The sequence below is a fragment of the Ihuprevotella massiliensis genome, assembly GCA_900095835.1.
GTDB classification, from domain to species: domain Bacteria; phylum Bacteroidota; class Bacteroidia; order Bacteroidales; family Bacteroidaceae; genus Alloprevotella; species Alloprevotella massiliensis.
On the sequence record LT608321.1, the window covers coordinates 2,717,115 to 2,741,589 of the forward strand.

Annotated in this window: 14 protein-coding genes and 4 tRNA genes; 5 read left to right on the forward strand and 13 right to left on the reverse strand. The window is 47.3% G+C overall.

From position 1 onward, the window contains the following. Window positions 1–162: 162 nt before the first annotated feature. The 3 genes from BQ2633_RS10970 to rlmN all read right to left on the reverse strand — a co-directional run bounded on the left by BQ2633_RS10970 (window position 163) and on the right by rlmN (window position 5,073). Window positions 163–2,808: a DUF5686 and carboxypeptidase-like regulatory domain-containing protein gene (locus BQ2633_RS10970; RefSeq protein ID WP_075567076.1), complete on the reverse strand. Its 2,646-nt coding sequence runs from the start codon at window positions 2,806–2,808 to the stop codon at window positions 163–165. 55 nt (window positions 2,809–2,863) lie between these two features. Further along, window positions 2,864–3,934: a 4-hydroxythreonine-4-phosphate dehydrogenase PdxA gene (pdxA, locus tag BQ2633_RS10975; protein WP_075567077.1), complete on the reverse strand. Its 1,071-nt coding sequence runs from the start codon at window positions 3,932–3,934 to the stop codon at window positions 2,864–2,866. A gap of 71 nt (window positions 3,935–4,005) precedes the next feature. Beyond that, the gene (gene rlmN / locus BQ2633_RS10980) at window positions 4,006–5,073 is read right to left on the reverse strand and encodes a dual-specificity RNA methyltransferase RlmN (protein ID WP_075567079.1); all 1,068 of its coding nucleotides are present in this window, start codon (window positions 5,071–5,073) and stop codon (window positions 4,006–4,008) included. 257 nt (window positions 5,074–5,330) lie between these two features. Between rlmN and BQ2633_RS10985 the strand changes: the two genes are divergently transcribed. Both BQ2633_RS10985 and BQ2633_RS10990 read left to right on the forward strand, forming a co-directional pair. Further along, a complete protein-coding gene (locus BQ2633_RS10985; protein ID WP_346048665.1) occupies window positions 5,331–6,371 on the forward strand; it encodes a GRP family sugar transporter in 1,041 nt (346 codons plus the stop codon). A gap of 190 nt (window positions 6,372–6,561) precedes the next feature. Beyond that, window positions 6,562–7,419 (forward strand): aldo/keto reductase, encoded by an 858-nt coding sequence (locus BQ2633_RS10990; RefSeq protein ID WP_075567083.1) that lies wholly within the window; start codon window positions 6,562–6,564, stop codon window positions 7,417–7,419. Between the two features lie 224 nt (window positions 7,420–7,643). On the opposite strand, the gene BQ2633_RS10995 is transcribed toward BQ2633_RS10990, so the two are convergent. The 5 genes from BQ2633_RS10995 to BQ2633_RS11015 form a co-directional block, all read right to left on the reverse strand. Next, a tRNA-Lys gene (locus BQ2633_RS10995) sits at window positions 7,644–7,716 on the reverse strand. Between the two features lie 38 nt (window positions 7,717–7,754). After that, window positions 7,755–7,830 (reverse strand) — tRNA-Lys (locus BQ2633_RS11000). 168 nt (window positions 7,831–7,998) lie between these two features. Then, entirely contained in the window at window positions 7,999–9,240 is a 1,242-nt protein-coding gene (locus BQ2633_RS11005) for a nucleotide sugar dehydrogenase (RefSeq protein ID WP_075567084.1), read from the reverse strand. Between the two features lie 140 nt (window positions 9,241–9,380). Further along, window positions 9,381–9,455 (reverse strand) — tRNA-Glu (locus tag BQ2633_RS11010). Between the two features lie 8 nt (window positions 9,456–9,463). Beyond that, window positions 9,464–9,550, reverse strand: a tRNA-Ser gene (locus BQ2633_RS11015). A gap of 303 nt (window positions 9,551–9,853) precedes the next feature. Between BQ2633_RS11015 and BQ2633_RS11020 the strand changes: the two genes are divergently transcribed. Together BQ2633_RS11020 and BQ2633_RS11025 are read left to right on the forward strand one after the other, a co-directional pair. Further along, window positions 9,854–11,047 carry a Gfo/Idh/MocA family protein gene (locus BQ2633_RS11020; RefSeq protein ID WP_075567086.1) on the forward strand — a complete coding sequence of 398 codons (1,194 nt, stop codon included), beginning with the start codon at window positions 9,854–9,856 and terminating at the stop codon, window positions 11,045–11,047. Window positions 11,048–11,163: 116 nt separating this feature from the next. Then, a complete protein-coding gene (locus BQ2633_RS11025; RefSeq protein WP_075567087.1) occupies window positions 11,164–12,117 on the forward strand; it encodes a D-2-hydroxyacid dehydrogenase in 954 nt (317 codons plus the stop codon). A gap of 145 nt (window positions 12,118–12,262) precedes the next feature. Here the strand turns inward: BQ2633_RS11025 and BQ2633_RS11030 are convergent, their stop codons facing one another. The 5 genes from BQ2633_RS11030 to recQ form a co-directional block, all read right to left on the reverse strand. Continuing rightward, window positions 12,263–13,264, reverse strand: coding sequence for an NADP-dependent oxidoreductase (locus tag BQ2633_RS11030; RefSeq protein WP_075567088.1), 1,002 nt, complete (start codon window positions 13,262–13,264; stop codon window positions 12,263–12,265). A gap of 946 nt (window positions 13,265–14,210) precedes the next feature. Beyond that, a complete protein-coding gene (locus BQ2633_RS11040) occupies window positions 14,211–16,238 on the reverse strand; it encodes a family 20 glycosylhydrolase (protein ID WP_075567089.1) in 2,028 nt (675 codons plus the stop codon). A gap of 5 nt (window positions 16,239–16,243) precedes the next feature. Continuing rightward, window positions 16,244–17,704 carry a tetratricopeptide repeat protein gene (locus BQ2633_RS11045; RefSeq protein WP_141700209.1) on the reverse strand — a complete coding sequence of 487 codons (1,461 nt, stop codon included), beginning with the start codon at window positions 17,702–17,704 and terminating at the stop codon, window positions 16,244–16,246. 211 nt (window positions 17,705–17,915) lie between these two features. Beyond that, window positions 17,916–19,673: a glutamine--tRNA ligase/YqeY domain fusion protein gene (locus tag BQ2633_RS11050; RefSeq protein WP_075567091.1), complete on the reverse strand. Its 1,758-nt coding sequence runs from the start codon at window positions 19,671–19,673 to the stop codon at window positions 17,916–17,918. 60 nt (window positions 19,674–19,733) lie between these two features. Then, the gene (gene recQ / locus BQ2633_RS11055; protein WP_075567092.1) at window positions 19,734–21,920 is read right to left on the reverse strand and encodes a DNA helicase RecQ; all 2,187 of its coding nucleotides are present in this window, start codon (window positions 21,918–21,920) and stop codon (window positions 19,734–19,736) included. Window positions 21,921–22,211: 291 nt separating this feature from the next. Between recQ and BQ2633_RS11060 the strand changes: the two genes are divergently transcribed. Continuing rightward, window positions 22,212–24,446, forward strand: a complete 2,235-nt coding sequence (locus tag BQ2633_RS11060; RefSeq protein ID WP_075567094.1) for a TonB-dependent receptor domain-containing protein — start codon at window positions 22,212–22,214, stop codon at window positions 24,444–24,446. The last annotated feature ends 29 nt before the right edge of the window (window positions 24,447–24,475 follow it).

Consider the following 24,475-nt stretch of genomic DNA (forward strand, 5'->3'; position numbering starts at 1 on the left):
TGGGATTATCTATTGTGGGGTGGACTGAATCTCCGAGCGATGTCATGAAGACACGGAGCATTTCCATCCCCTAAACGAGAGATACAAAGGGAAAATAAGCAAAGCAGCACCACTTTCTTTGAAGAAAGGGTGCTGCGTTATCCTATTATAATAAGGAGAAAATTAGAAGATGACGCGCACCATGAAGCGGATACCCCAGCGCGCAATCGAAGGATCGTCGATGTAGGTGAAGCGACGCACATAGTCCACGTGAACAAGTTTGAAGATATTGTGGACACCGAAGGCGGCTTCTACGTAGGGTACTTTGGGATCCATGGCATAACCAGTGGACTTAAATACGCCATTCTTGAACTCACCAGGGAAGATGAAGAGATCTTCGCGGTTGCGGTTTTGCTCAATATTCGGATTGTTCTTGTCTGTAAGGCGTCCCCACAGCACATTCACCCCAATGTGCTCGCGAATCTTCAAACGATTGATGAGCGGAATGCGGTTGAAAATCTTGCCATGAAGGTTCCAGTTGAACATCAACTGCGCATATCTGTCGTTGAAGAATTCCATGTTGTTGACGAGATAATACATATCGTCTTCGTAGACATAAGAGAGATTCGCCTTAGGCATGATGAGGAGCGGGAAAGGAACTCTATTCCATTGCGCACCAGCTGCGAAGTCGAAGTCCATGCGTCCCCAAGAGTGGAGCCATACACGCTTGCGCACGCCTATCTCTGTGAGGTTGTAGGTGTAATCACTGGCAAGTCCTTTCAAACCCACGGTGTGGGAAATGCGATAAATCGGAGCTTCCTTGTTCACCAAGATACGTCTTTGTTTCGTATTGATGTAGGCGACACCAGGTTGGTACTTGAGGGTCATCGAAAGATCCGTCGTGTTGAGGAAATTTCGGTTGAGGTTGGCGAAATTGCGTCCGCTATCTGGTCCCCAAGGTGTGATGGTGTAGGGCTGTCCTACCTCAGATTGGTGAGCGTGAGACACTGGTTGATAGAAGAGATGGTAGGTGGGCTCTGTCTGGCTGTGGCGAAGTTGCGTCTTCCATTGGAGGCCATCTTCCCATTCGCGGTCGAAAATCAACTTGAAACTGCGATCGTACATCATGTGCTTCACAGAAGACCACGTCAATGCACGGAACACATTGTCCTTATCTGTGTTGAGATATTGGTCGGAAGGCACACCCACGTCATAAGAGTAGTTGAAGGTGAGGTTGGCAGTGGGAAATTCCATGGGCAGATAAGCCTTCTTCTTGAAAGAATAGGTCATTTCTCCCATACCTTTCCAGCGTCTGTCGCGGAAGCCATACGCCAAGTAACCACGCCAAAAGAAGTGGGGATTGAAATTCGCTGTGGTTTGTGCTGAAGCACGAAGGCGAAGTCCATCCACAGGGTTGGTGGTTACCATCGTGTTTACTGGACCTACGTCCAATTTTGAGGGATGTTCGTCGTCAATAGAGGTTGGAACGAAGTTTTCAATTAGGGATTTACCTACCCAAATAAAGGGCTTGATGCCCGGAATGTTCATGATGCGCTTCACGAAGAGCGAAGTTTGGTCTTCCGACTTGGTGAGTTGTTCTGTGCGGTGCTGAGCCCAGAACTTGTCTTCTTGCATCATCGCATCGGGTTCTATCTTGGTATTGCCACGGAATCGGAACAGACGGTCGGAAAGTGGCTCAAAAGAGTAGTTAGTATACTCTGTATAGCGTTTCACCTCCAAAGTTTTCAAGAATTTAGCAGCTTCCAACAAGACAAACATGTCGTTTTTGGCTAGAACTTGCTCACCGCTGGGTAATTGGGTGAACTGTTGGGCGATGTTGATGCGCTTCACGTAGTTGACCGTCGACTTGATGGGGATGCTGATGTCGGCTTTGGCGATGCGGAAGGTGGAGTCCGCCATAATGTAGAGGGAGCCTGTGAAGCCGAAGTCGCGAGAGTTATTAGGACCAAACGACACTTGGATACACTTGTTGCCATCAACGTAGGTGGTGTCCTCGATGAAGTAGCGATAAAATGCGATAGCTCCGTTCGTGGCTATGGGGCTCAAGAACTGCGATTGGACAAAGCGGATGTCGTCTTCGTAGATATTCACCTCCGTGAAGACGTCTTGGAGCATAGAAGCCAGGATGTCACCCGTGTCAATGAGTTCATTCATGCCCGTCGTGCGTTGACCTTTGATGATGCTCTTTTTCTCGTCCTGCTTCTTGCGATAAATCTCTTGCGACACTGTCTCATCCACCGAGAGCGGAAGGATGAGTTTACCAGTTTCGGGTGAGGTTTCCACGTGTTCCTTCAAGAAAGGCATCGCCTTAAAGGTGCCTTCTTCAAAGACTTTTGGGGTAATATCGCTCAGTGCAAAGGCGAGTTTGTCGTATTTCTCTACGCTGTAGTAGTCGCGCTGGCGGAGGTTGCTAGCCTTTTTGGCGGCAATCACCTTTTCCATCAAGATGACCGCAGGATTGTTCTTGCGAGAATACTTTTCGCGCTTCGCCTGTACCACTGCTGTATTAAGGTTCATGTCGATGGTGCGCAACTTAACAATGAGCGAATCTGCGGTCGATTTAGGGTGTAAGCTCTGGGTTTGATAGCCAATACTTGAGACAATCAGTTTGCCTCCCTTGCGGAAAGGGATTGAAAAACGGCCTTCAGCATCAGTTTGCACCGCACCCTTTGTGCCATCATAAAAGACATTGGCGAAAGGAGTCGCCTCGCCCGTCTTGGCATCAAGCACGCGGCCCACCAATCGTTGGGCACTGGCTGACAAACAGCCTAGTATGAGGAGCGGTAGCAAGAGGAGAAATCTCTTCATATAGGGAGAAAGTGTTAGCAATAATCTAATTAAGTGGAGAAAGAACCAGGGTCGTTTAGTTTTGACGTGGGCGACGATCCTCACGATGATGACGAGGAGCGAAGGGAAGAGGGTTAGCATTTGCCTCGTCGTAGCTTAGACGGTGGCGATAAATGTCGATAGCCGCATAAATAGCTTGGAGGAGAGAGAGTTCCGAAGCCACACCCTTGCCCGCAATGTCGAAAGCCGTGCCGTGGTCTGGGGAGGTGCGCACGATGTTTAGCCCTGCCGTGAAGTTTACTCCATCTTCCATGGAGAGCGCCTTGAAAGGTGCGAGCCCTTGATCGTGATACATCGCGAGAACTGCGTCAAAATGGCGGTAAGCTCCGGCACCGAAGAAGCCGTCAGGGCTGTAGGTGCCGAAAACGGGGAGACCTTCGGCTTGCAACTGCGCGATGAGGGGCTTGAGCACGTCTTGTTCTTCCTTGCCCAACAAGCCTCCATCGCCGTTGTGTGGGTTGAGACTGAGCACAGCTAGGCGAGGTGCAGAACAATCAAAGTCGCGCTTCAGGCTGGCTAGGATTTGGCGAATGCAAGCCTCCACGCGCTCTAGGGTAATCTGCTCAGGCACTTCCTTGATAGGCACGTGCACTGTTGCCAAAGCTACGCGAAGCAACTCATTCATTAAAATCATCAAGGCATTACCTTCGCTGCGTGCTTCAAAAAACTCCGTATGTCCAGGAAATTGGAAAGTCTCGCTTTGGATGCTCGCCTTATTGATGGGGCAGGTTACCACTACATCAATCTTGCCAGCTTTGATGTCTTCAACTGCGCGTTCGAGTGCTTGGTGTGCCCATCGACCAGCTTCTGCCGAAGGTTGCCCGAAGTTCACTTGCACCTCAGCGCCTTCTGTCACATCGACCAAGTTAAGTTGCCCTTCTTTGGCTGCCTCAGCTGAGGCTACTACTTTCCATGTGGTCTCCAGTCCGAGTTGTTGGCGGTGCACTTGGGCTGCTTGGTCACTACCATAGACGATGGGTGTGCAAAGTTCAAAGAGAGCGGGTTGAGAAAAGGCTTTGAGAATCGTCTCATAGCCGATGCCGTTCATATCTCCGTGGGTGATGCCCACGCGTATCTTATGTGTCATGTTGTTGATGCTAAGAGGTTGTAGAAGAGAGTCCTGGAAAAACTTGTCTGCTCATTGGGAGGGCAGAGTGATTATGCGCGTTCTTCTTCCATACGCTTGGTGGTGAGCATACCACAGGCTGCGTAGATGTCTTGTCCGCGTGAAGCGCGAATGGTGGTGGTGATGCCGTGATTATTGAGATAATCGCGCATACGTTCCATCGCCACTTCGTCTGTGCCGTCAAAGCGCGTGTCGGGAATCGTGTGGAATCGAATCATATTGATGCGACAATCCAAGGGAGCCAAGAGTTTAATCAAGGCTTTGGCATGCTCTATCGAATCGTTGATGCCTTTGAAGACAATGTATTCAAAAGTGAGTCGGCGTTGCTTTGCGCCTTCTGCGTAGTCCTCGTTGGTCTTGCGGCAGAAATCATATTGACTCAGCAGCTGAACCAGGTCTTCAACGCCAAAAGCACGTTCGGCAGGCATCATGGCTTTGCGCTCATCTGGCAAAGGATGGTGGAGAGAAACCGCTAGCGAACAGTTGCTTTCATTGAGGAAACGAATCAAACCTTTGGCAACTCCCACGGTAGACACCGTGATGCGCTTTGGACTCCAGCCATATCCCCATTCGGCAGTCATGGCTTTGGTGGCGCGGAGCACATTCTCTATGTTGTCCATCGGCTCACCTTGACCCATAAAGACGATGTTGGTGAGCTGTTCGCGCTGAGGGAGCGAATAAATCTGGTTGAGAATGTCGGCTGCTGTGAGGTTTGCCATGAAGCCTTGTCTGCCAGTCATGCAAAATTCACAAGCCATCTTGCAGCCCACTTGCGACGAAACGCAGAGCGTGGCGCGTTTGCCATCAGGGATGTACACCGTTTCGATATAGTGTCCGCGCTCTGTCTTGTAGAGATATTTGATGGTGCCATCTTTAGATTCCACGCTTTCTACAGGAGTAGAGATGCCAATCTGGTAGTTTTCTGCGAGTTTTTGTCGCGCAGCCTTGGAGAGATTAGTCATCTCGTCAAAGGAGCGCGCATGCTTGTCGTAGAGCCAACCACAGATTTGTTTTCCCACAAATTTGGGTAAGCCCAAAGCGAGTGCCACTTCTGTGAGTTCTTCGAGCGAAAGTCCAAGAAGCGATGGTTTGTTGCCCATGTCATTGTGGGCTGTTGCCGATGAGTGACTCGTATTAGTCTTGTTTGTTGTAGGAGTTGTCATGTTTGTCTCTATGTTGTAGTCAAGCTATTCCTTGCAAAAATACGGATTTCTAGACGAATAGCCTTTCGTTTTCTGAGCAAAGTCCCAAAAATGAAGCGTAATTTGACACACTTTTTGCGAAGTGTCACATGAGATTTCCAAAATCGATAGTACGTAAGCCATAAAATGATTTTTTTTCTAGTATTACAATGTAGGTGTTGATTAATTGTTACCTTTGTACCCTCTCTAATTTCTCGGCTATGGTCTGTGAAGTCTTATTGACAGACTTATACTCAACAAACTTTACGATTATGTATATCCTATTTTCTTTGCTGCCAGCTTTGTTTTGGGGGCTTTTACCTCTAGCAGTTGCTAAAGTTGGCGGACGTCCTATTCAACAAATTATAGGAACAACCGTCGGCACTTTTCTTGTGGCTTCGTTGGTCTTCCTTGTACAACGTCCTGAAATTGGGCAGAGTATTTTTGGCTGGTGCGCCCTGTCGGGTGCTTTTTGGGCATTTGCTCAAATGCTACAGTATCGTTCTTTTGAGCAAATCGGAGTTTCCAATGGTATTCCTATTTCTGTGGGGATGCAATTAACAGCAAATGCTGTGGTGGGTACTCTGTTTCTTGGAGATTGGCCGACTTTGGGTGAACGCATCCTGGGATTCGGTGCCATTGCCATCATTGTTATTGGTATTTATCTCACCACGTTGGAAGAGAAAAAAGAGTCTGTGTCCAACGCTAGTGTGGAACTATTGCAAGAGGTGGGTGGTGTCTCTCATGATGAATCGAAAGCTCCTCAAAGAGATATGCGAGGTGGATTGATTACACTCACCATTGCTACCGTGGGCTATGTGGGCTTTTCGTTTATTCCTGCCAAATTTCATGTGTCTGGTCAAGTTGCATTTTTCCCACAAGCTCTTGGAATGGTGGTTATGTCTCTGTTGCTTTCTCTTTTCTTTCTACGTCAGCGTCCATTTTCTAAAAAGAGTGCCCAAAACTTGCTAGGTGGTTTTATCTTTGCCATCGCAGTTCTGCTTTATCTTATATCGATTGAGTTTAATGGAGTGTCCATTGCTGCTTCTATGGCTCAGATGAATGTAGTGCTAGCTACTCTTGGTAGTATATATATTTTGGGAGAACGTAAGACGAAGTGGGAACTTAAACGTGTTTTCCTCGGACTATTCTTAGTTGTAGTAGGAGGTTTCCTCATTGGTCTTACTTCTGTAGACTGGGTTAAAAACCTCTTTTGAAACTTCTTCTTGTACTCCTAACTGATAATTCTCAGGTTGTAGCCGTAAGAAATTAGAGCTGTTTTTTTACTGCTCCGAGAAGATTACACAAAACATGGAATGAACTTGGAAAAAGTTGTGTTGTCAACGAGAGTATCCAATAAATAACTATATTTTATTTAGCTGAATGTAAAACTAAAATCAAGAAGTCATGAGAACTATCACATTGAACAATGGCGTTGAAATGCCACAAATAGGTTATGGCGTGTTTCAAGTGTCGCCAGATGAAGCGGAGCGTTGCGTAGCTGATGCTTTGAGTGTAGGTTATCGTATGGTTGATACTGCACAAGCCTATCAAAACGAAGAAGGGGTGGGGCGTGCTATTCAGAAAAGCGGTATCAAACGCGAAGATCTTTTTGTCGTCGATAAAATATGGTTTTCGCAATACGCAGGAGATTCTGCAACAAAAAGTATAGAGGATAGTTTGCGCAAACTTGGTACTGACTATATAGACTTAATGTTGCTACATCAACCCTATGGTGATCGATATAATGCCTATCGCGATTTGGAAGAAGCGTTAAAGGTGGGGAAGGTTCGTGCCATAGGAGTGAGCAATTTCTACTCAGATCATTTGATTGATCTTTCTAACTTTATGGAGGTCATACCTGCAGTCAACCAGGTGGAAACGCATATGTTCTTTCAGCAACAGGAGGCGCGTCAATATATGGACGAGTTGGGCGTGAAACATATGTCATGGGGACCGCTTGCAGAGGGAAAGAATAACTTCTTTTCCAATGAAGTTATGAAGTCGATTGGAGAAAATCATAGAAAGTCGGTTGCGCAAGTGGCACTTCGCTACTTATTGCAGCGCGATGTCATCGTGATTCCTAAGTCTGTGCGCAAAGAACGTATGGCTGAAAATTTTGATGTCTTTGATTTTGAGCTGAGTTCAGAAGAAATGTCTGTGCTTGCTCAGCTAGACACTCATGAACCAGTAATTATACCTAGTCATCATAGTGCTGAAGTGACCAAGATGTTTATGGGATGGTCAAAGCCGATAGAGCGATGATTTTAATTCTCTTATAGCAAAACACGCCAATAGTGGCTATGTATATACGAAGACTGCGATGAACGCGATGAGTAATTAGGAATAGATGCTCTTTAGGTGTTCGTCGCAGTCTTTATAGGTTGTTCCGTTTGATTGAAAATGAATGAGAGGTTGTGGTAGAGGGGAAGCAGGTTATTCTTGTCACACAAAAAAAGCTCCATCTCATTGAGATGAAGCTTTTGGAGTACACTCTCAGGGATTCGAACCCTGGACCCACTGATTAAGAGTCAGTTGCTCTACCAACTGAGCTAAGAGTGCAACATTGGAACTTTGCTACTAAATCCTCCAAAGGAGGTTGGTACACTCTCAGGGATTCGAACCCTGGACCCACTGATTAAGAGTCAGTTGCTCTACCAACTGAGCTAAGAGTGCAGTGCTTAGTAGCATTGTTTCCTTGTTTCGGGTGCAAAATTACGCGCTTTTTCTGAAATCTCCAAATGTTTCTGCGTTTTTTTCGCGTTTTATCCTGAAAAAAGTCGATTTTGCATTGAAAATCGCCCTAAAAGAGCGTAGCGACCTCATAAATTTGCTCTAGTTTGTTTAGTCTCTAGAGAAAAGATCGCGAGTGTAGACCTTGTTTTTGACGTCATTGAGTTGTGCATCGTAGCGATTGGCAATGATGGCTTGCGACATCGATTTGAATTTCTCCAAATCGTTGACCACCAAACTACCGAAGAAGGTGCTGCCATCTTGGAGGGTAGGCTCATAAACTACTACTTTTGCGCCTTTGGCTTTGATGCGTTTCATCACTCCTTGGATGGAACTTTGGCGGAAATTGTCGGAATTGGCTTTCATCGTCAGTCGATACACACCAATCACGCAGTCTTTTTCGTTGGCAGGATTGAAAGCTGGGTTTTCACCATAGTATCCTGCTGCGCGCAACACGCGTTCGGCGATGAAGTCTTTGCGCGTTACGTTGGATTCCACGATGGCACGCACCAAGTTTTGGGGCACATCTTGATAGTTCGCCAGAAGTTGTTTGGAGTCTTTAGGCAAACAATAGCCACCATATCCGAAGGAAGGGTTGTTGTAGTCGTTGCCGATGCGTGGATCAAGGCAAACGCCATGTATAATCTGCTCGGTGTTGAGCCCTTTGAGTTCGGCGTAAGTGTCGAGTTCATTGAAGTAGCTCACGCGCAGTGCGAGATAGGTGTTGGCAAAGAGCTTTACTGCCTCGGCTTCGGTGAGTCCCATGAAGAGCGTGTCGACGTCGGGCTTCAAAGCTCCTTGTTGAAGCAGAGCGGCAAAGGTGTGTGCAGCCTCGTCCAGTCGAGCATCGCCTTCGGGACGTCCCACGATGATGCGCGAAGGGTAAAGATTGTCGTAGAGCGCTTTGCTTTCTCGTAGAAACTCAGGCGAAAAAATGATGTTTTCGCTCCCCATTCGCTGGCGAATCTGTGCAGTATATCCCACGGGAATGGTGCTTTTGATGACCATGATGGCGTTGTCGTTGACAGCCATCACAGCTTCTATCACGGCTTCTACGGCAGAGGTGTCGAAGAAATTGCGTTGTACATCGTAGTTGGTGGGAGCTGCAATGACCACAAAGTCAGCGTTGCGATAGGCACTCGCAGCATCGAGGGTGGCAGTCAAGTCTAATTCCTTTTCTGCCAGATATTTTTCGATATAAGTGTCTTGGATGGGGGAGCGTCTTGCGTTGACGGCATCGACACGTTCGGGAACGATGTCAACAGCAGTGACGTGATGGTGCTGTGCAAGGAGAGTGGCGATGCTCATGCCGACATATCCAGTGCCAGCGACAGCGATGTTATAAGTATTCATGGGGCAAATTGGTGTAGATGACCATGTGTTGCGCAGGGGGCTTGTGCTGGAAGTGCGCAAGTGTGCTGTAGGGTGTAAAGGCTTTTAAGAAAAAAAGCGAGTTTCAATGAGAAACTCGCCTAGTCGTTTGTGCCATTTAGTGGTAGTGCCTACGGGAATCGAACCCGTATGTCATGCGTGAGAGGCATGTATCCTAACCATTAGATGAAGGCACCTTAAGGTGCGGAAGGTGGGGGATTCGAACCCCCGGTACGGTTGCCCGTACGTCAGTTTAGCAAACTGGTGGTTTCAGCCACTCACCCAACCTTCCTTGGGTGCATTTGTTTGTCAAACGCAGTGCAAAAGTAGGTACTTTTTTTCAAACGACCAAGAGTTTGGATGAAAATCTTTGAAGAAAATGCGATTTTCATGGGATTTAGAAGGCGAGAAATCCTTACATCAGGGTAGAAGGGGCTGTTTTTGTTCAAAGAGTCGTATCGAAAACAGAAGGAAAATCCTAGCCGGGAGGGTGCATATACCTTATTATTGCATATATTCTCGTCATAGTTGGGCGAAAATTCGTATCTTTGCCTAGTATAAAATTGCTGTTTCTCGTCTGAAAATCGCATTGCTCATGATTCATTCTCGCACTTCTGCACTTGCACTTCGCTGTGCTCCTCTTCCGCTTGTCCGCATTGGTTTTGTCGGTCTAGGCAGAAGGGGACTTGCTACGTTGCGCCGTTATCAATATATAGGTGGAGTGCAGGTCACTGCTTTGGCGGATTTGTCGGAAACCTGCGTGGCGTCAGCAAAGTCAGTGCTGCAAGGTTGGCATAAGTCTGAGGAAGTGGGAGAACCCTCTGAAAGTTGGGCTCGTTGCTCAGCAGAAAAGCTCCAATGCTACGTGGGGAAAGATGCCGCATCCCGACTGATTCATTCGGGTGAGGTGGATGTGGTGTATCTCTGTACCGATTGGGCTTCTCATACTCCCTTGGCTGTGGAGGCAATGCGCGCTGGCAAGCATGTGGCAGTGGAAGTTCCTGCTGCTACCTCCGTAGAGGAATGCTGGATGTTGGTGCGCACGGCAGAAGAAACGCAGCGACATTGCTTCATGACGGAGAATTGCTGCTATGACTGGTTTTCGCTCGCCACGCGCTCTTTATATAATAGCGGTTTTTTCGGTACGTTGACGCATGCTGAAGGCGGTTATCTGCATGATTGGCGGAAGTTTTTTGCCGATGCTCAAACACAGAGCTACGAGCAAGGCGCTTTTCAGGGTGGCAATCCCTATCCCACGCATGGTATTGCTCCAATAGGGCAATTATTGCGCGACAATGACGACCGTATGGTGCGACTCGTGTCAATGACGGGCAGAGCAATGGGGCATGAAAGTAGTTTGGGACATGCAAATTCTACCCTAATCACAACGGAGAAGGGCGTAACCATTTTGCTTCAGTTTGACTGTACCACGCCACGCCCTTATAGCCGTTTGCAAACGCTCTGTGGCACAAAAGCCTTTGCGCAGAAATATCCTAATGTTACTTTACAAACGGATGATGGAGTTTGGACCCATGAGGAAGCTGAAGCCCAGTTGTGGAGCGCTTCTCTGACGGCCCAGATGAAGTTGTGGCAGGAGGGTAAGGCGCGTGGTTTGGAAAATCCGATGAACTATGCCATGGATGCACGGTTCATAGGGTGTTTGCAGGCTGGTTTGCCCCTTGACATCGATGTATATGATGCTGCGGAATGGTCGTGCCTTGTGGAGCTTACCCGAGCTTCGGCTGAACAAGGTGGAATGCCTGTGGAGATTCCTCATTTTCGTCCATAAAGTAGAGCTTCGCCTTTCCTGCTCGGTAGCGATAGATGCTGTCTTCTGCCATCTTTGTTGCTGCTAAGCTAAGGTTATCGATAATTATTTTGACTCAACTCTAATTAGATAAGACTATGAATATCGTATTTCTCGATAGTTTTGTGCTCAATCCTGGCGACCTCCAGTGGGGACGCTTGGCAGAATTTGGGCAGTTTACGGTGTATGACCGCACCCCTTCCAACCAAATTGTAGAGCGCGCCAAAGATGCTGAGGTGATTATCCTCAACAAAAAGCGGATGACGGAAGAAATCTTTGCGCAACTTCCCAAATTGCGACTCATCTTGGTTTGCGCCACGGGTTATGATGTCATTGATCTCGAAGCTGCGCGCCGTCATGGTGTGACGGTGTGCAATGTTCCAGCGTATAGCACGCTGGCTGTGGCGCAACATACGCTTGCGCTCTTGCTGGAGCATACCAATCGTGTGGGACATTATGCCGAACTCAACCGCGGTGGCTACTGGGCGCGCAGTCGCGATTTCAGTCTTTGGGACGAAGCTGTGGAAGAACTCGCACAACAGCGCATTACTATAGTAGGGTGGGGAAATATCGGCAGAAAGGTAGCAGAATTGCTCCTTGTGCTTGAAGCTGAGGTGTGTGTGGTCACGAGCCAAGCTGCGGAATCTTTGCCTGAGGGTGTGAAGAAAATCACGATGGATGAGGCGTTTGCTACATCAGCTGTGGTTTCTCTCCACTGTCCTCTGAAGCCCGAGAATAAAGGTTTTGTGAACGCAGAACTTTTGTCGAAGGCGCGCAAAGGATTGGTGCTCATCAATACGGCGCGCGGCGGATTGATAGATGAAGCAGCCGTTGCTGCAGCCCTACATAGCGGACAACTTGCAGCGTATGCTTGTGACGTGCTGGCACAAGAGCCCCCTGCTGCCGACAATCCCATACTTTCCGCGCCCAATACTTATGTCACTCCCCACATTGCTTGGGCTGGTGCTGCCGCTCGTGGTCGCATCATTAGCATTATGGCAGACAATCTCGAGGCTTTCCTTGCTGGAACTCCACAGAACGTGGTGAGCTAAACACCTGCCACGCACTTTTGTTGCCCCTTGTTGGGAGCATTATACAAAACATCCCCCATCGTTCACATAGAGCGATGGGGGATGCTGCTTTTAGGCCAATGGTTTTGCAAGTGTGAGGTTGAATCAAAATGAAGGGAAAGCCAAGTTAGTCAAAATTGATGATGACTTTTCCTGTAGAACCGCGTTGTGCCACTTGGTGCAAGGCTTCGTTGGTTTGCGCAAAGGGGAAGATGTGTTCCACTGAAGGGTGGATATCAAGTTTTTCTACCAAAGTTGCAATCTCCGCTAGTTGTTTACCATTGCTTTCTACGAAGAGGAAATCATAGGTTGCTCCCACTTTGTTTGCTTGCTGAGTGGTTTTCCATGCAGCCAAGCCGAAGAGCCATTGTTTCCATAAAGGAAGTCCAAAGCGTTGTGCGAAAGAACGATTGGGAAGTCCGCGGAGTGACACCATTTTTCCTCCATGTTTGAGGAGATTCATTTGGCGTTCCAGTTCTTTGCCTCCCAAACTGTCGAGCACGAAGTTCACCTTGGGCAAATGTTCGAGGTAGTCTTCTGTGCGATAGTCTAGATATCTGTCTGCACCTAAGGCTAGCACACGTTCTTTACTTTGCGCGTTTCCGTTGGTGTAGACTATAAGTCCGCGTGCCTTTGCGAGAGGAATTGCCATAGCTCCCAAACCACCCGAACCTCCTGAAATGAAAATGCTCTGACCAGGCTGAGGTTGCATCAGTTCGAGGGCTTGAAATGCGGTGAGGGCTGTGAGGGGAATGGCTGCTGCTTCCTCAAAAGACAAATTGTTAGGCATGAGTGCAACGGCATCTTCAGGCACAGCGACGTATTGAGCAAAAGCACCGATTTGCTTGGTGGGAAGGCGAGTGAAAACTTTCTGACCCACAGTGAAGTTTTTGACGGCTTCCCCCACTTCAACTACGACTCCCGAGCATTCGTTGCCCATGGTGAGCGGTAGAGTGTAGGGAGTCACTAGTTTTACTTCACCTTGTGTGATGAGGTTGTCAAGTGGATTGACACCGGCAGCTTTGACTTCTATGAGAATCTCATGAGGGCGCAGTGTGGGACGGGGAATATCTACAGACTGTACTGAAATATCTTTGGCGTTATATTGTGATATTTGAAAAGCTTGCATAGTAGAAAAATAGGGGTGTTGTGATGAGGTGTACAATATATGATAAGAAATAGATGAATGCAGGGATAAGGTGTTCTGAGGATTGGATAATTGTGTGTTCAGATTGCAAGTTGTATGCCAACTTATATGTTGTTCTCTGTCAATAAAAGGATGACGCTATGAATAGCTGCGATATATAGAGTTGGAGTATGCTTCTGGCAATGGTACTCGTGCTAGATTACTGAAATATCATCGCACTTATTAACGAATCTAATGGATTTACGCGGTGTGGTGTGTTAAAATCAGAGGGGAAAAATCTCTAGATTTTAGGTGCATCTAGAGAAGAAATAAATAGACCTTGGGAGCTGTTTTTTGTTTTGTCTGCAACTTCGAGTAGTTTTGTGGGAAGTTTTCAAAATTTCGTCGGACATTTTCAAAATTTCGTCGGACGTTTTCGAGATTTCAAGGGAGATAATTTGAGCGAAGTCCGATGTTTTTTGCTTAGAAATAGGGAGTTCGCTTTTATTTATGGCTGATATTTACAAAAATGGGCAAAATTCATGCGAAGAGTGCAAGTTTATGCATGATTCTAAGCCTGCGAAAATCGCGTATTTCCGAACTATGATATTGTCGTTCAAGAGAACGCGTTAAATGGAAGTGTGGGAATTGTACCTTTTTCTTAAACCCAAATCGGTATTGTCCGAAAAAAGAGGAACGCGCCAACCAAAGGGATGGTGCGTTCCTCGTTTGTTAAACCCAAATCAGTCATTAGATCCTGAACAGATTTCATTAGATTGTTGAGCAGATTGTTTCTCGTGAGTTCGAAGGCGTAGTGGGCTACGGCGAGAACTAGCGAGAAACAAAATGCCAACAAGAAAATGAAAGATGACAGGAAGTTATCTCCTCACTAATGAACTGCACTATAACGGTCTAATGACCGATTTGGGTTAAAACGTCAGACGCGTTTCTACTGCTCTTGTGCGAAGTTAGAAACTGTGAGTTTCAAGATTTGTCCTTTGAAGTTGCCCGTGCGTTCCAAGGGGAAGACCAGCGTGCGCTGGTAGTACATTTTAGAAGCTGCATAGGGATCGGAAGTAGCACCTGCAGCCCCTGCATTGACTTGTGCGCTACCTACGGTGAGAGGGTAGAGCGATTGACGGAATTTGCCGTCTACGAGTAGCGTTGTTTCCTTGTTCGTACCAATGAAGGTGAGGCGGACTGCGCGGTCTTTGGGCAAAACGTAGTCGAACTCATTGAGATATCCTTCGCGTTCAAAGGCTAATTTGCCATTTTGTGGGGAAGCCAAATAGACTGTTGCATCAGGAGATTGGAACAGTATGGCACCTTTTGTCACTTCGTCGGCTTTGACTGTCACGTCCACGGTGTAGTCGTAACCAATTTCGCGACCGAACCAATCGAGGTTTGTGTTAGGAAGCAAAGGCAAGTGCGCATATTCCACAGAGGTACGCCCAGTTTTGCCTAGCGTACGTCCAAGGAGGTTGACACCAGGAGCTTCACTGAGGATGGGACTAAGGCGCGCAAAATCGGCATAAGGTAAAGAAGTCTTGGCTGCCGTCCACGTTTTGGTGGCAATGGTTTGGAGTGCAGGCATCACACGATGGTGAATGTCGCGCACAGTGATGCCATTTCCGGCGTGGTCATTCCAAACGGCAAACATACCCCCTTGGATAGAAGGGTCGCCCTCTTCAAACTTCTGGTTGCCGATTTGGGCAGGTGTCCAGTGGTCGTAGAGGAAGGGGCAGTTGAGATAGTCGTAATAATACCCCGCAGCAGGGACGATGTAGACATAGCCATCAGGGATAGATACCATTTGGAAGCCTTGCTCCTTCATCTTCTTGGGGTCGGCATAGCCATTGTACCACATTTCGAGCAAAACATCCTTTGATTTCACGGGAGTTTTGCCGTCTGCGTGGGTGAGTGCGCCCCAAGCCACGGCTTGTTTGCCATAGCGTTCTACGTGTTTAATGAGGTGGTCGGTGAGAGAACGGAAGAGTTCCACCACTTCTTTGTCTTTGTTGCTGTATTCGTCAGTGCCGATGTGTACACGTTTGCCCACAAAGACGGGATTCTTGCCACTGCAATATTCAGTAAATAGGCTGTCGAGGAAGGGAACTACAGCGGGATTGCGCAAATCGAGGTGATCGGCTCCAAACTCTTCGCTGCCAAGTGAGGGACGATAGTGAGTAAATGCCAGAGAGTGCGCAGGGACGTCAATCTCGGGGATGATGTCTACGCCTTGTGCTGCGGCTTCGCGCTGGAAGTCAACGAACTCCTTCTTGGTGTAGTGACCATCTTTGGCGGTAAGCCCAGGGAAATAGTCACTCTCCAATCGGAAAGCGGCGGGAGTCTTAGCCCAATCGTTGCCAAAATACTGTTTGAATCCGTTGTCGTTGAGGTGCACTTGGAGCGTGTTCATCTTGTAGTAAGCCATCACCTTGACGAGTTGGCGCAAGTAGTCCATAGGGATGTATTTACGACCAGCGTCGATCATGAAACCACGAAGGGCATATTGTGGACGGTCGGTGGTGACACCTTGTGGAATGGCGTGCGATTGTGTTTGTTCGCTCAGTTGGAGAAGGGTGCGTGTGCCCCAAAATGCGCCCGTAGGTTGGGAAGCGGTGAGTGTAACGTGGTCGGCAATGTTGAGGTGATAGCCTTCGGTGCCGAGAGTATCAGTTTTAGATGCTGGAGCAAAACCAGCTTTGGCGATGACGAAGTCACCTTTCTGTGGTTTTCCACTGTTGATGATGAGATTTTTGCCCAACATCGTGTAGTAGTCTTGAGCGAAAGCTCGTGCAGCAGGGAGAAACTGACGATCTTGCACCACGATTCTGCCAGAAGGCACGAAGTTGCCCTTACCGCCTTGCCACGAAGTGAGTTCGGGGACGACGAAGGGACGCGCATTTTGTGCCATAGCTGGTGACATCACACAGAGTGCGCCAGCGAAAAGGCTCGCTAATAGGGTCTTATTCATTGCTTTTAATTTGGGTTATTGCTGAAGTAATCGATTAAGATTTGTGCAGGCATTTGATGCACTGGCAAATCTTTGTATAATCCGCCAAAGACTTGTTGCATCAAACTAGGTTGATGTTGCACAGCTACTGCAGAAGTAGCGCTAAACACGTCTTTGTTGCGAAGTTGAACTGCGGCATAAGCGAGATAGACTTGTGCCTCGCTCTCATTTGGGAAACCTACTTTGAAGAGATATTCCCAAAACTCTTGTACTTCTTTATAGAGTTTGCACTCATAAAAAAGTTGTGCCACTTGGACATTTCGTTCATCGTTGCCAGAGACAACGCTGAATCGATGACGCATCAACTCCATGCCAAAGGGAATAAATCCATAGTTGAAGGCGATGCGTGCTGCTTGGAATAGCATATCGTCGTGAGGAACGCCCAGAGAACTGAGAGTTGCCATACAAACATAGGCTTTGCGAATGTCCCCTTGCATGGCGTAAGATACGGCAAGGTCGTGTGTGATGCGCTGTTTGTCTGGATTTTCGTTATTGCAGTTTTGAAGTGCGTGTTGCAGCGCCTCTCTTCCTTTGACGATGTTCTGACGATTGAGATAAATCTCTCCCACAGAGAGCGACATCGTGTAGTCGTTAGGCTCTAGTGTGTGGTAGATGTCGTAGGTGCTGAGGACGGTGTCCCAATCTTCTTTGCCCAAGGCTGAAATGGCTTTCATGCGTAGCGCTTTTTGATGATTGGGCTCGATGGCAAGGGCATATTCAGCAGCTTCTAAGCATTTGTCGAAGTCCTTGCGCTCATTGGCGAGTTCTGCACGGAATATCCACGCATCGATGTTGTAGGGATCTTCGTCAATCACTCGTTCCACTTCTTCTTCGGCTTGCACGGGATCTCCATAGCGCATCAGTATTTCGCCTTCCAACAAGTGTACTCGTGGCTGAAGCGGAGAGTTTTTATCGATGAGCAGAAGATATTTCTTGGCAAATACCTCACTACCATAGTCGAGGAAGAGTTCGGCAATCTCCATGCGCAAATCGTCAAGACTGCCAGTTTGTTCGGGATTCTCCAAAAGTTCTTCCTCAAGAGCTTGTTGTTCTCGCGTGAGAATGCTTTCGTAGATGCCGTCAGCGTCGAAAAATCTCAGTTCACTAAGGGCTTTTTCTGCCAAGAAGAACTGCACATCGAGGTGTTCTTGGTCAGGGTGTTGCTTGACCAACACTTCGGCATCATACCATCTTCCATCGTTTTTTAGGCGATAGACCTTGCGCATGAGGATATCCGCGTCTTCGGGGTGCATGCGCTGGGCAAGGCGAAGGCACAGCTCAGCTTCTATGGTCTGCTGAGTCTGCTCAAAATGGTCGAGAATATCTAAAATGTCGGGAACATCCATCCAAAAAGGAATGGACGCTTCCGACAAGTTTTTCTGATACTCTCGCACTAGGGATTGCAATTCTTCTGGAGAACGCCTCATAATGGTGAAAGTTATTGGGGGGACATGAGAAAACGCAGTCAGGGTGTTTCATAAAGGGCAAACTGCTGCGTTATTTTCGACATTCAGCTTTGGTCACAGACTTCAGTATGCTCCCTTCAGCCTCCATCTCAATGTCTTGCATTTTATCCTTTTATCAAACACCAAAAGGAGATGTTACAAAACGAGTTTTGCAACACCTCCGCACTACGCTTTATTTGTGTTTGTCTTCTTTGAGCGAAACGGTGCTGTTGAAGATGAGATGTTCGGGAGTGGAATCGGGATCGATGTTATAGTAACCGGTGCGAGTGAACTGCAAGTAGGAGAGTGCAGGGAGAGTTTGCACGAATTTCTCCACAAACGCTTGCTTGTTCACACGGATGCTATCGGGATTGAGGAAGGGGCGCATAGCTTCGATGCCACGAACGCCATTTTCTTCTTCGTATTGCTTGATGGCATCACGAGGATTTTCGCACGTCCATAGGCAAGCATAGTTGCGCACCTCTGCGGGCAAGCAGTGGTCACAGCTCAACCAGTGGATGGTACCCTTTACTTTGCGGTTCGCACCTTCAGTACCTGCCTTTGAAGTGGGGTCGTAAGTGCAATAGATTTCTTCGATTTCGCCAGTTTCTTCGTTCTTCTTGCAACCAGTGCAGTCTACGATATAGGCACTCTTGAGGCGAGTTTCCTTGCCCACAGCCATGCGGAAGAACTTTTTGTCGGCTACTTCCTTGAAATCGGCGCGTTCAATCCAAAGTTCGCGACTAAACTCAATGGTGTGCGTGCCTTCTTCAGGGCGTTCGGGATTGTTTTGCACTTCGAGCAATTCGCTTTGTCCTTCGGGATAGTTGGTGATGATGAGCTTCACAGGATCGAGAACTGCCGACACGCGGGTGGCACGTTCGTTGAGGTCTGTACGCGCAGCACTTTCCAACAGTTTGATGTCGTTGAGCGCATCGAAGGTGGTATAGCCGATTTTGTCGATGAACATTCGGATGCTTTCGGGGCTATAACCGCGACGACGGATACCACAAAGGGTAGGCATGCGAGGATCATCCCAACCATTCACCACGCCTTCTTTCGTGAGAAGCAAGAGATTGCGCTTAGACATGAGCGTATAGTTGAGATTCAACTTGTTGAACTCAAACTGACGTGGGCGGTTGTCGGAGAGGTCTTCTCCGCGCACTTCCTTGTACCAATCGACAAACAAATCGTAGAGTGGACGGTGGGGCACAAACTCAAGCGTGCAGATGGAGTGTGTAACGCCTTCTAAGAAGTCACTTTGTCCGTGAGTGAAGTCATACATGGGGTATGCATTCCAGTGATTGCCCGTACGGATGTGGGGCATATTCAGCACGCGATACATGATAGGATCGCGGAAGTGCATATTGTCGCTTGCCATGTCAATCTTGGCACGAAGCACCATTTTGCCGGGTTCTACGTTACCGCTGTTCATCTCTTCAAATAGACGAAGCGATTCTTCCACTGGACGATTGCGATAGGGGCTTTCTGTACCAGGACGAGTGGGAGTTCCCTTTTGAGCTGCAATCTGTTCGCTGCTTTGTTCGTCGACATAAGCGCGACCTTGTTTGATAAGCGCAACGGCAAAGTCCCAAAGATCTTGGAAATAGTCGGAAGCGTAGTAGATGTTGTCCCACTTGTAGCCTAACCATTCGATGTCGTGCTTGATGGCTTCGACATATTCGTGGTCTTCCTTTTGAGGGTTAGTGTCGTCCATACGGAGATTGCACACTCCTCCAAAGCGTTCAGCGATGCCGAAGTCCAAGGCAATGGCTTTGGCGTGTCCGATATGGAGATAGCCATTGGGTTCGGGTGGGAAACGCGTTTGCAAGCGTCCGCCGTTTTTGCCAGCGGCGAGGTCATCTTTCACAATTTGCTCGATGAAGTTGAGCGATTCTTTTTTCTCATTCACGAGTTCTTGCTCGTTGGAGAGTTCAGGAGTGGTAGACATTTTGGATGTGTGATTAAAAACTCTGCGTGGACGCACGAGTATAGGGGAAGAAGAGGAGGATTAGTTCGCCATTTCAGAAATAAACTTGATGCGTACAAGTCTAATTTCCTCTTCAGAATAGTCATTACTGAGTTCGTTGTAAGCTTCTTCGAGGTCGTCGGTTTCTGACTCGTGGAAATAATCATAGATATCATCCACAGAATCCTCATCCATTTCCTCTTTGATGAAGTAGTCGAGGTTGATTTTGGTGCCACTGTAGACAATGGCGTCCAGTTCATCCAGAAGTTCGTCGAAGCCGATGCCTTTCGCTTTTGCGATTTCGTCGAGTGGCACCTTGCGGTCGATGTTTTGGATGATGTCCACTTTGAGTTGTGACTTCTTGGCAATGGTGCGAATGCGGAACTCCTCTGGGTGTGCGATATTGTTTTCTTCGCAGTGTTGACGAATCAAAGCGCAGAACTTCTCGCCATATCGTTTTGCCTTTCCTGCACCTACTCCAGGGATATTCTGAAGATCGTTGATGGTTTGTGGATAAACCGTAGACATTGCTTCGAGTGAGCCATCTTGGAATATCACATAAGGGGGCACTTCCAACTCTTTCGACATGCGTTTGCGCAAGTCCTTAAGCATTTGGTAGAGTTGTGGGTCGAGAGCGCTGGCTGCACCACTTTGTGCAGGAGGGTCCGAAGGTTCATCCTCAAAATCGTTATCTTCCACAATTTTGAAACTCGTTGGCTTTTTGAGGAATTTCTTTCCTGCTGCAGTCACCTTGAGGATACCATAATTGTCGATATCCTTTTTGAGGAAATCGGCTAAAAGTGCTTGGCGAATCACTGCATTCCACAGTTGTTCGTCCTCATCATTCTCAGAGCAACCGAAGTTGTCCAAATCATCGTGATGATGTGCCACAATCTCATCTGTGGCATTGCCCATCAATATGTTTTTAATATAGTCATCGCGGAAGTTCTCCTTGCAATCAAGAACAGTCTCGATGACTCTACATAAATAATCTTTTCCTTCCACTTGTTTATGAGGGTGTTTACAATTGTCACAATTGCCACAGCCGTCGGGGCTTTCATATTGTTCTCCAAAATAATGAAGGAGCAACTTGCGTCGGCACACCGCAGACTCGGCATAAGCGGCCGTTTCTTTGAGAAGTTGACGACCAATGTCTTGTTCGCTAATGGGCTTGCCTTCCATGAACTTCTCCAGTTTTTGGAGATCTTTGTGAGAATAGAAGGCAATGCAAAGGCCCTCGCCGCCATCTCTGCCGGCGCGTCCTGTTTCTTGGTAATATCCTTCAAGGCTTTTGGGAATGTCGTAGTGGATGACGAAGCGCACATCGGGCTTGTCGATGCCCATGCCAAAGGCGATGGTAGCCACAATCACATCGATGTCTTCTTTGAGAAAAGCATCTTGGGTGTTGCTGCGCACTTGGGCATCAAGTCCCGCGTGATAGGCGCACGCATTGATGTCGTTGGTGCGAAGCACCTCGGTGAGTTCTTCCACGCGTTTGCGAGAAAGGCAGTAGATGATACCACTCACATGAGGGTGACTCTTGATGAATCGGATGACGTCGTGATCCACTTTAGCCGTCTTCTGTCGCACTTCGTAGTAGAGGTTGGGGCGATTAAACGAGCTTTTAAACTCGAGTGCATCTAGGATTCCCAAATTCTTTTTGATGTCCATGCGCACCTTGTCGGTGGCAGTGGCTGTGAGTGCGATGATGGGCACTTGACCAATTTCATTGATGATGGGGCGAAGTTTGCGATATTCAGGGCGGAAATCGTGTCCCCACTCTGAAATGCAGTGCGCTTCGTCCACCGCAATAAACGACACTTTCACGGTTTTGAGAAAATCGACAAAGCTGTCCTTATTGAACAATTCAGGCGAGACGTAGAGTAGTTTAGTCTTGCCCGTGGTCACATCGTTCATTATCTCGACAATCTCTTGTTTCGTCAGTGCCGCATAGATATAGTGCGCCACACAATTATCCGCTCTTGTTTGTCTCACTGCATCCACTTGATTTTTCATCAGTGCGATGAGTGGAGACACAACGATAGCCACACCATCCATGAGTAATGCTGGAAGTTGGTAGCATATTGATTTTCCTCCACCAGTAGGCATCAGCACAAAGACGTCATGCCCCGCCATCAGGCTGCGAATAATCGCTTCCTGATTGTTGCGAAACGTCTCGAAGCCAAAGTACCGTTTGAGAGGTTCGTGTAGGTTGGTGTCGTTCGTCATGGATACAAGAGTAAGATAGAGATGACTTGCTCTCGCAAAGTTAGAAAGAACTTTTGATATTTTCGATAGCTTATCCCACTTTTTTTCGTTCTGATTTGCGAAAAACGCTGTTTGGGTAGTCCTCATCTTTTCATTTCGTTTGAAGGGATAGGATAGTGCATTTGTTGTTTCATATCATCATTTGTAGGTATGTTGGTAGGAATATGCACGATAAAGTCTGTCCTATTTACCTATATTTGAGTATTGTGCAGTTGGTATTTTCTCCTCAACTTTGCAAACAAAAAGTTTGTTATGCGAAATGCACATCTAGTAGCATTAGTCTTTGCTACTTTTCCTCCATTTTTATCAGTTAGGGGAGCTGGTCATCCTTCCAACTTAGCTCCTAATTGGTCTGGCACATTGCAAGTGAACAATGTGGTTGATACGGTGAATACTCAGAAAAACGAAAGTTACACTTCTAAGGAGGCTTCCACAACTTCATCTTCTTCACGTAAGCATTATTTAGGCACAGCCCATGTGGTGGGACATTCTACAGTTCACCAACTCAAGTATGCGCCACAGATTGTGAGTTTAGTGGGAGAGCGTCAGTTGCAAGGCACAGCTTCTTCCCTTAACGAGGTGCTCAATCGCGTGGCAGGAGTCACCATCAGGAGCACAGGAGGTGTGGGAAGCCCATCGCGTATCTCTGTTCGTGGTCTTGAAGGTAAGCGCATGGGGCTTTTTGTGGATGAGGCTGCTATCGGACAATTCAGTAATTTTGTAAATCTTGACGACATTCCTACTGATATGATAGAGCGTGTGGAAATCTACAAAGGCATTGTGCCCTATCGTTTGGGAGGGGATGCCTTGGGAGGCGCAGTCAATGTGGTTGTGAAAGATTATCCTCCACGCTATTTGGATGCGTCTTATGAATATGGTTCGTTCAACACTCATCGATTTAACTCTGTTTTTAAACGCCACGATGCTAAGACTGGTTTAGAATGGGGTGCAGGCGGTCTATATGTACACTCTGACAATGATTATGAAATGACGCTTCATCACCAAGGTGACATTCGTGTGCGACGTAACCACGATGCGTTTACGAAAGCCGTTGCTGGAGGTTCGTTGAAAGCCACAAAATGGTGGTTCGATGAACTCAAACTTGAAGCGATAGCTACCCTCACTCGACAAGAACTGCAAGGTATCGAATTGGATTATCAGCACGCTTTCAACCATGCACGCTCGATTCTTGGCTCAGTTACAGCCAAACGACAAAATTTCTTCGTCAAAGGATTGGATTTTGACCTATCTGCAGCCGTCAATGTAGGGAGTTATGGTCAAGTAGACACAGCGCATGTGGTGCATAGGTGGGATGGAACTACGCACCGTTCGCAGTCGCCTTATGGTGGAGAGACCATGAATTTTCCTTCCGACTCTCACAACAGCACTTTGAATTGGGTGTCAAAACTCAATATGAACTATGAACTTAGCGAAAACCATCTCGTCAACCTCAATGTGTATGGCAGTGGTACGGCCTTGCACCCTGAAAATACAGTGATGGATCGGGCTTTAGGATACAGAGTGGGTTATGACTCCCGACTCAATAGCATCACTACTGGTCTTTCCTACGACGCTTTTTTCTTCAACCGTCGTCTGCAAACTGCTTTGACACTCAAAAACTTCTACATCAATTCTAGAGGGCAGCATCTCGAGAATTATTTTCTCAATCAGTTGAAACCCATCTATATAGATCGTGTAGAATGGGGAGCGAATTTTGCTGTTGCCTATAGACCTATTCAAGAATGGCTCTTCAAAGCAGCGGTAAGTTCCGAAGTGCGCATCCCTTCTAGCGAAGAGCTCATTGGCAATGGATATACCATTGTGCCCTCCCCAGAACTGAAACCTGAGCGCAATAATAGTCTGAATTTGGGTGTGCTTTATCATAAAAACTTAGAACGTGGAGGTATGTTTGAAGCAGAACTCAATGTTTTTGCTAGTCAACTCACTGATATGATTCGCTTTACTCCAGGAATGATACCTTCTACTGCGCGATATGCTAATTTTGGTGCTGTAAATTCTAGAGGCATCGAGGGAGAGGTGAAAGGTGATCTCACTCCTTGGCTTTATGCCTATGTAAATGCTACTTGGCAAGATTTGCGCGATGTTCGTCAATTTATCCCAGAAACTAAAGTCCCCAATCCTTCTTACGAAAAACGTATCCCCAATGTGCCTTATATGATGGCTAATTGTGGTTTGGAACTTCACGGAAGAAACTGGTTAGGAGGACAAGGACAAAACACACGCGTGCTTCTTGATGCATCTTATATCCATCAGTATTTCTATGATTTCGAATTGAGCCGTTATCAAGATCGAAAGATTCCTACATCACTCACTTGCGACGCCGCTATCGAACATAGTTTCGACAATAATCGATGGACGCTGACTTTCAAATTGAGAAATCTAACCAACAGAGAAGTTGTTTCAGAATTCAATAGACCTCTGCCTGGACGTAATTTCTCCATCAAATTGCGCTATCTATTCCGATAAGAACATCTATGTTTTGCATTTTCTAATTC

What these genes read in the sequence shown, in the direction of transcription:
- BQ2633_RS10970 (WP_075567076.1), bottom strand. Translation starts at nt 2,808, where the DNA reads ATGAAGAGATTTCTCCTCTTGCTACCGCTCCTCATACTAGGCTGTTTG.
- pdxA (WP_075567077.1), bottom strand. Translation starts at nt 3,934, where the DNA reads ATGACACATAAGATACGCGTGGGCATCACCCACGGAGATATGAACGGC.
- rlmN (WP_075567079.1), bottom strand. Translation starts at nt 5,073, where the DNA reads ATGGGCAACAAACCATCGCTTCTTGGACTTTCGCTCGAAGAACTCACA.
- BQ2633_RS10990 (WP_075567083.1), top strand. Translation starts at nt 6,562, where the DNA reads ATGAGAACTATCACATTGAACAATGGCGTTGAAATGCCACAAATAGGT.
- BQ2633_RS11005 (WP_075567084.1), bottom strand. Translation starts at nt 9,240, where the DNA reads ATGAATACTTATAACATCGCTGTCGCTGGCACTGGATATGTCGGCATG.
- BQ2633_RS11020 (WP_075567086.1), top strand. Translation starts at nt 9,854, where the DNA reads ATGATTCATTCTCGCACTTCTGCACTTGCACTTCGCTGTGCTCCTCTT.
- BQ2633_RS11025 (WP_075567087.1), top strand. Translation starts at nt 11,164, where the DNA reads ATGAATATCGTATTTCTCGATAGTTTTGTGCTCAATCCTGGCGACCTC.
- BQ2633_RS11030 (WP_075567088.1), bottom strand. Translation starts at nt 13,264, where the DNA reads ATGCAAGCTTTTCAAATATCACAATATAACGCCAAAGATATTTCAGTA.
- BQ2633_RS11040 (WP_075567089.1), bottom strand. Translation starts at nt 16,238, where the DNA reads ATGAATAAGACCCTATTAGCGAGCCTTTTCGCTGGCGCACTCTGTGTG.
- BQ2633_RS11045 (WP_141700209.1), bottom strand. Translation starts at nt 17,704, where the DNA reads ATGAGGCGTTCTCCAGAAGAATTGCAATCCCTAGTGCGAGAGTATCAG.
- BQ2633_RS11050 (WP_075567091.1), bottom strand. Translation starts at nt 19,673, where the DNA reads ATGTCTACCACTCCTGAACTCTCCAACGAGCAAGAACTCGTGAATGAG.
- recQ (WP_075567092.1), bottom strand. Translation starts at nt 21,920, where the DNA reads ATGACGAACGACACCAACCTACACGAACCTCTCAAACGGTACTTTGGC.
- BQ2633_RS11060 (WP_075567094.1), top strand. Translation starts at nt 22,212, where the DNA reads ATGCGAAATGCACATCTAGTAGCATTAGTCTTTGCTACTTTTCCTCCA.